3 protein-coding genes are annotated in these 6,684 nt (G+C 61.5%); all 3 read left to right on the top strand.

From position 1 onward, the window contains the following. Window positions 1–272: 272 nt before the first annotated feature. The 3 genes from ACYVDE_RS11630 (at window position 273) to porV (ending at window position 6,423) form a co-directional block, all read left to right on the top strand. A complete protein-coding gene (locus ACYVDE_RS11630; RefSeq protein WP_460501716.1) occupies window positions 273–995 on the top strand; it encodes a CDP-alcohol phosphatidyltransferase family protein in 723 nt (240 codons plus the stop codon). 142 nt (window positions 996–1,137) lie between these two features. After that, window positions 1,138–5,124, top strand: a complete 3,987-nt coding sequence (gene porU / locus ACYVDE_RS11625; protein ID WP_460501715.1) for a type IX secretion system sortase PorU — start codon at window positions 1,138–1,140, stop codon at window positions 5,122–5,124. A gap of 57 nt (window positions 5,125–5,181) precedes the next feature. Continuing rightward, window positions 5,182–6,423: a type IX secretion system outer membrane channel protein PorV gene (gene porV / locus ACYVDE_RS11620; RefSeq protein ID WP_460501714.1), complete on the top strand. Its 1,242-nt coding sequence runs from the start codon at window positions 5,182–5,184 to the stop codon at window positions 6,421–6,423. Window positions 6,424–6,684 lie beyond the last annotated feature (261 nt).

Here is a 6,684-nt window from a genome sequence, read left to right as displayed (position 1 = left end):
GACCTGCCCGGCGGCGACCACGCCACGCTGCTGCGCAGCATCGCCACCGAGCTGCTGACCCTGCCCGACAACACCACCGTGTACCCCGGCCACGGCCCCGCCACCACCATCGGCGAGGAGCGCCGCAGCAACCCGTTTCTGCAATGAGCAACTGATAAGAAGCCGCCGACAGCGAGCAGTGAACCACTGAGGTAGCTGCCGAAGCGCCGTCGCTCATTATTTGTTACCGGTTAGCCATTGCTACTTATTCATTATTAACTCTTTGTTGCCCCTTGAAACGACACTTGCCTAACGCCGTCACCTGTCTCAACCTGCTGTGCGGCTGCCTGGCGCTTACCCATATTTTCGCCGGCCGGCTCGAAACCGGGGCCTGGTTTGTGGCCGCCGCCGCCGTGGCCGACTTTGCCGATGGCCTGCTGGCCCGTGCCCTGCGCGTATCGTCGGCCATTGGCAAAGACCTCGACTCGCTGGCCGACATGGTATCGTTTGGCGTAGTGCCGGGCGCCATCCTATTTCAGTTGCTCGGCCGAATGAGCGACCCGGAAGCCGTAACGACAAATGCCTTTTTGCTGGGTGCCTTGGTGATGCTTCCCTACTTGGGATTCTTAGTGAGCATCTTCTCGGCCCTGCGCCTGGCCAAGTTCAACAACGACACCCGGCAGACGACCTCCTTCATCGGCCTGCCTACGCCGGCCTGCACGCTGGTGGTGGCCTCGCTGCCGCTCATTCTGGCGCACGACCGGTTCGGGCTGCGCGACGTGGTGCTGAACCCCATTGTGCTGGTGGGCCTGGCCGTGCTGCTCTCGGGCCTGCTGGTGGCCGAGCTGCCGCTGTTTGCGCTGAAATTCAAAAGCCTGCGCTGGTCCGATAACCGCCGCCGCTTTATCTTTCTGCTGCTGGCGGCCGGGCTGGTGCTGGGCCTGCAGGCGGCGGCCGTGCCGCTGGTGGTACTGCTCTACGTGCTGCTGTCGGTACCTAAGTCGGCTGCACGCTGATACATGGCAATATTCGAAGGCGGGCCGGCAATAAATTTCGCTTTCAGTGGTTAAAGAAGCGGCCGGTTGGCGAACCCCCCGGCCCGTCTCACTGTTGCGGGGGCGGCCGTACCGGCGATACGTAGCAAACTGTCAGGTGTATATGCGTTTTTTTTCTCTCTTGATTGGGGTGGTAGGTATGCTGGCGGCGTTGGGCGCATCGGTTCCGGTGCAGGCTCAAACCACTGTGCACGGTGCGATTAAATGGGGTGGCTACGCCGAGGTACCGTCCACGGGTACCCGCCGGCAGAAAGTGCCCACCTTTGCCGAGGCCCGCGTTGCCTTCGACGACCAGGTGGGCTGGTATACCCTGCGCCTGCGCGGCGCCGCCACCCAGGGCGAGCTGCTGAACCTGGTGTATGAGCCGTTTGAGCCGGCCGACGCCAGGCTGTTCAATGCGGCGAAGCTGCCGGCCGGCCCCGAGCCGCACCTGACCACCGGCACCGAGATGAAGCTGCCCGTGACGTACCTGAGCGTGCGCCCGGCGCGCCGCAACCCGCAAACCGGGCAGCCCGAGCGCCTCGTGGCCTTCGACTACCGCTACGAGCCGGTAGCAGCCCGCACTACGGCCAACACCGCCCACGTGTACGGCCCCAGCTCGGTGCTGTCCAGCGGCGACTGGTTTAAAATCGGCGTGGCCGAAAGCGGTATCTACAAGCTCGACAAAACCACGCTGAGCAAGATGGGGCTGAACGTCGCCACACTCAACCCCAACAACTTCCATCTCTACGGCAACTCAATGGGGATTCTGCCCCAGCCCAATGCCACCCCGCGGCCCGACGACCTGGCCGAAAACAACATCCTGTTTGTTAGTAGCAACAATAACAACGTATTAGACGACGACGAGTACTTCCTCTTCTATTCGCCGGGAGCGCATACGTGGGAAGCTCAGGGCGGAATGTTCCGGCATCGGAACAACATCTATACCGATACCACTTACTACTTTGTGGGGGCCAATAGCCGCGCCGGATTACGCGTGCCAACGGTGGCCGCGTTGCCCGCCACGGGGGCAAGCACGGTGAGTACCTTCACGTACCGCGCGTTTTATGAGCACGACCTGGCCAACTTGCTGCACTCGGGCCGCATGTGGGTGGGCGAAGGATTCCGGGCTGGCGGGCAGCAGGATATTACGCTTGCCGGCATTCCGGACTTGGTGACCACCACGCCGGTGCGGGTATACACGGCCGTGCTGGCCTCGTCGGCTACGAACAGTTCCTTTCAGGCAACGCTGAACGGGACGGCGTTGGGCAGTCTTACGCTCGGCGCGCGCCCCACCTGCGACTACTGCGCCGTGGCCACCACCAGCCAATCAATCTTACAGGCCACGCTGGCCAACACCGGCAACGACCTGAAAGTGGGCCTGACTTACAACAGCTCTGATGCCAGCGCCGCCGGCTACCTCGACTACCTCGACCTAAACGCCGAGCGCCAGCTCCGGATGAACGGGGCCCAGCTCGAATTTCGCACCTTGGCCAACATTGGCGCCGGTGCCCGCAACCGCTACGTGCTGACGGGCACCACGGCCGCCACCCAGGTGTGGGACGTGACCAACCCGCGCCGCCCCCTGGCCCGCCCGCTCGATGCCGGAGCGGTGGTGGCCCCGGCCGATACGGTGCGCGAATTTGTGGCATTGGAGCGCGGCGGCGCGTTTGCCGTGCCACGCGCCTTCGGCAAAGTGCCCAACCAAAACCTGCACGCCCTCAACCTCGACCAGCGCCTCGACCTGGTGATTGTGACCGCGCCCGTGTTTCGGGCCCAGGCTCAGCGTCTGGCCGACTACCGTGCCCTGCACGATAATCTGCGCGCCGCCGTGGTAACGACCAGCGAAATATATAACGAGTACGGCTCGGGTGGGCAGGACGTGACGGCCATCCGCGACTTCATGAAGCAGATTTACCAGCGCGCTTCGCCGGGCAAGCACCTGCAGCTGCTGCTGTTCGGCGATGCGTCGTTCGACTACAAGTCGGACCCCTACAATAACAAGGATTTTGAGCCGACGTGGTGGCGCGACCGGGTGCCATTCAAGAGCGATGCCGACTTCGACAAGGCTAACCAGAACTACGTGCCCACTTACGAATCGCGCGAGTCGCTGACGGCGTTTGGCGGTACCAGCAGTTATTCGTCGGACGATTATTACGCGTTGCTTGACGACGACGAGGGTGAATGGAATGAGATTACGCCCGGCACTGAACTGCTCGACATTGGCGTGGGCCGCTTGCCGGTGCGCCAGCCCAAGGGCGAGCTCACCAACACCGACCAGGCCCGAACCATGGTGGACAAGGTGAAAAGCTACGATGCCGACGCGGCGTTTGGCAAGTGGCGCAACCGCATCACGCTGGTATCGGATGATGGTAATAATGACCTGTTTGTGGGCGCTGGCTCGGAGTTGATTGCCGATATTATCCAGACCAATCATCCCGCCTACAATGTGCACAAGGTATACCTCGACCTATACCCGCAGTTATCGGTGGCTGCCGGGCAGCGCTCGCCACAGTGCAACCAGGCCATCGACCAGTCGGTGGAGCAGGGTTCGCTGATTATTAATTACTTAGGCCATGGTGGCCCTAAGGGGTGGGCCGATGAGCAGATTGTGAGTAACGCCTCCGTAATGGCGCTGCGCAACGTCAACAACCTGACATTCTTCACTACCGGAACTTGCGATTTCAGCACCTACGACAACCCTGATTTCACCTCGGCCGGCGAGCAACTGCTCACCGATAACATCAGTGGCGGTGCCATTGGCCTGTTCACTACCACGCGGGTTGTGGAGGCAGGTGCGAACGCCGAGTTGAATAAGGCCTACTTCAATAGGGTGCTACAGCCGCTGAGCACCGGCCAGTACCCCGCCATTGGCACGGCTATTATGACGAGTAAAAATGCTTATCCGGGGCTGGGCCAGCCAGGCGTCATCAACAACCGGAACTATTCGCTGCTCGCCGACCCGAGCATGACGCTGGCCTACCCGCGTCAAACCGTTGAGCTTGATAGTATTCGGCGCCGCAACCCGAAGGGTGCGTGGGTAACGGCCGATACACTGCTGGCGCTGTCGCGGGTGCGGCTGCACGGAAAAGTATTGAATGGCGGCGCGCTGAACACCAATTTCACTGGTCGGGCGCAGGTCATCATCTACGACAAGCCAACGACGGTGATGACGCTGGGCGACGAGGTGGGCAAAGCCTACAGCGGGCCAGACGACGCACCCCGGCCGGTGGTGGTGCAGGAAAGCGTGATTTATGGCGGGCAGGCCGAGGTGGTGAACGGACAGTTCAGCCTGAGCTTTGTGGTGCCCAAGGATATCAACTATAGCGTGGGCGTCGGCAAAATCAGCCTGTACGCCTTCGATACCGGCCACGATGTAGATGCCAACGGCTACCAGGTGCCGAAGGTGGGCGGTGCCTACAAAGGGGCGCCCACCGACACCAAGCCACCAGAAATCAACCTGTTTATGGACAGTGAGCAGTTTGCCTTCGGCGGACTCACGGCCCAGAACACTACGCTGCTGGCCAGGCTGCAGGATGAAAGCGGCATCAATACGACCGGGGCTGGCATTGGGCACGACATCACGGCCATCATTGACCGCGACCCCAGCAAACTGCTGGTGCTGAATGATACGTATGTAGCCAGCGTGGGCGACTTCACGACTGGCCGCGTCAACAACCCGTATAAAGACCTCGCACCCGGGCCGCACACCATCACACTAAAGGCCTGGGATACGTACAACAACTCGGCTGAGCGCACTGTGGAATTCGTGGTGGCGCACGACGAGAAGCTGGCCCTCGACCACGTGCTGAACTACCCCAATCCGTTTGCCCACCACACCACGTTCTTCTTCGAGCACAACCAGGCCGGGGCCGAACCCGACAACCTCGACGTACAGGTGCAGATTTTCACGGTAGCCGGCCACCTGGTGCGCACGCTGAATACCAGCGTGGCAACTACCGACGGCTACTCGCGCAGCCTGAGCTGGGATGGTCGTGATGATTTCGACGACCCGCTGGCCAAAGGGGTGTATGTGTACCGCCTGACCGTGCGTTCGCAGCGCACGCAGTCGGTCGCTTCGAAGTATGAAAAACTCGTCATTCTCAATTAATCTTATTTCCGCCTTTCTTTGCGCCCCGGCCGCGCCTTGGCCTCATCGTTCCCTTCTATGCAAGTAACCGTTTCGCGTTCGCGCCTGGCCCTGGCGGCGGGCCTGCTGGCTTCGGCCGCCACGGCCCAGGCTCAGAATCAAGCCAACCCCCACACCATCACCACGGCAGTGCCCATTCTGACACTGGCGCCCGACGCCCGGGCTTCGGCCATGGGCGATGCCGGCGTGGCCACTACCCCCGATGCCAACGCCTCGTACTTCAACCCCGGTAAGCTAGGCTTCGTGCCTTACAAGTACTCGGTGGGCGTGTCGTACTCGCCCTGGCTGCGCAACATCACCGACGACATGAGCATCTCCTACCTGTCGGGCTACGGCAAAGTGGGGCAGCGCTCGGCCTTCGGGGCGTCGCTGATGTACTTCGACCTGGGTACCATCGACTATCGCACGCCCAACAACACGCCCTACGGCTCGTTCAGCCCCAAAGAGTACGCCTTCGCGGTTTCGTACGGCCTGCAACTGACCGATAACCTGGGCCTGGGGGTGTCGGCCCGCTACATTCGCTCCAACCTGGTAGGGGCCATCAATAACAACGATGCCAAGCCCGGCAACGCGGCGGCCGTCGACCTGGGCGTGTACTACCACAAGGACCTGACGATTGGCACGGGCATCTACAACCTGGCGCTGGGTGGGGCCATCAGCAACCTGGGTAACAAGATTACTTACACCGACCCGCAGAACCCGAGCTTCCTGCCCACTACGCTGAAGCTGGGTACGGCCATTACGCGCGAGATTGACCAGTACAACAAAATCACGCTGGCTTTCGACGCCAGCAAGCTGCTGGTGCCCTCGCCCTACTACGAGGACCTGACCAGCCCCACCGACCCGGTGCAGCTGCAGCGTATTAAAGACAAAAACACCGAGCGCAACAACCAGTCGATTGTAGGTGCACTGTTCAGCTCGTTTGGCGACGCGCCGGGCGGCTTTAAGGAAGAGCTGCGCGAGATTGTGCTCTCGACCGGCCTTGAATACAACTACAACGACCTGCTGTACGCCCGCGGCGGCTATTTCTACGAGGCACCCGACAAAGGCGACCGCCAGTACGTGAGCCTGGGCCTGGGCGTGCGCTACCAGGTGTTCGGCATTGATGGCACTTACCTGGTACCCACCGGCAGCGGTACTAAGAACAACCCGCTGGCCCAAACTATTCGCGTGGGCCTGCACTTTAACCTGAACAAGCTGGCCGATGCCTTCGACGAGAACGGCGCGGGCGGCACCGGCGGCGAAAACCCGTCGAATTAAGTTTCGGTTATCTAACCTTCCGAACGTCATGCTGCGCGTAGTCGAAGCATCTCGCGTGCACTAGTAAATCAATTACTTGCGCGGTTGAGGTGCTTCGACTACGCGTAGCATGACGTTCTTTTCATTACTCTCCCCATGTCTGATATTCTCATGCTCGACCGTACCCTTGCCCCGCCCGTGCAGCCGCTGGCGCGCGTGGCCCTGCCCGCTGCCGAGGTGCTGAACCTGCCCAGCAGTGCCCGCCTGCACGTGCTGGCCAAC

The organism is Hymenobacter agri (genome assembly GCF_054778495.1).
The sequence above is the reverse complement of the archived record's forward strand: the minus strand, read 5'-3'. Positions and strand labels throughout refer to the sequence as shown.

Coding starts and splice junctions, on each gene's coding strand:
- porV (WP_460501714.1), top strand. CDS start 5,182: ATGCAAGTAACCGTTTCGCGTTCGCGCCTGGCCCTGGCGGCGGGCCTG.
- porU (WP_460501715.1), top strand. CDS start 1,138: ATGCGTTTTTTTTCTCTCTTGATTGGGGTGGTAGGTATGCTGGCGGCG.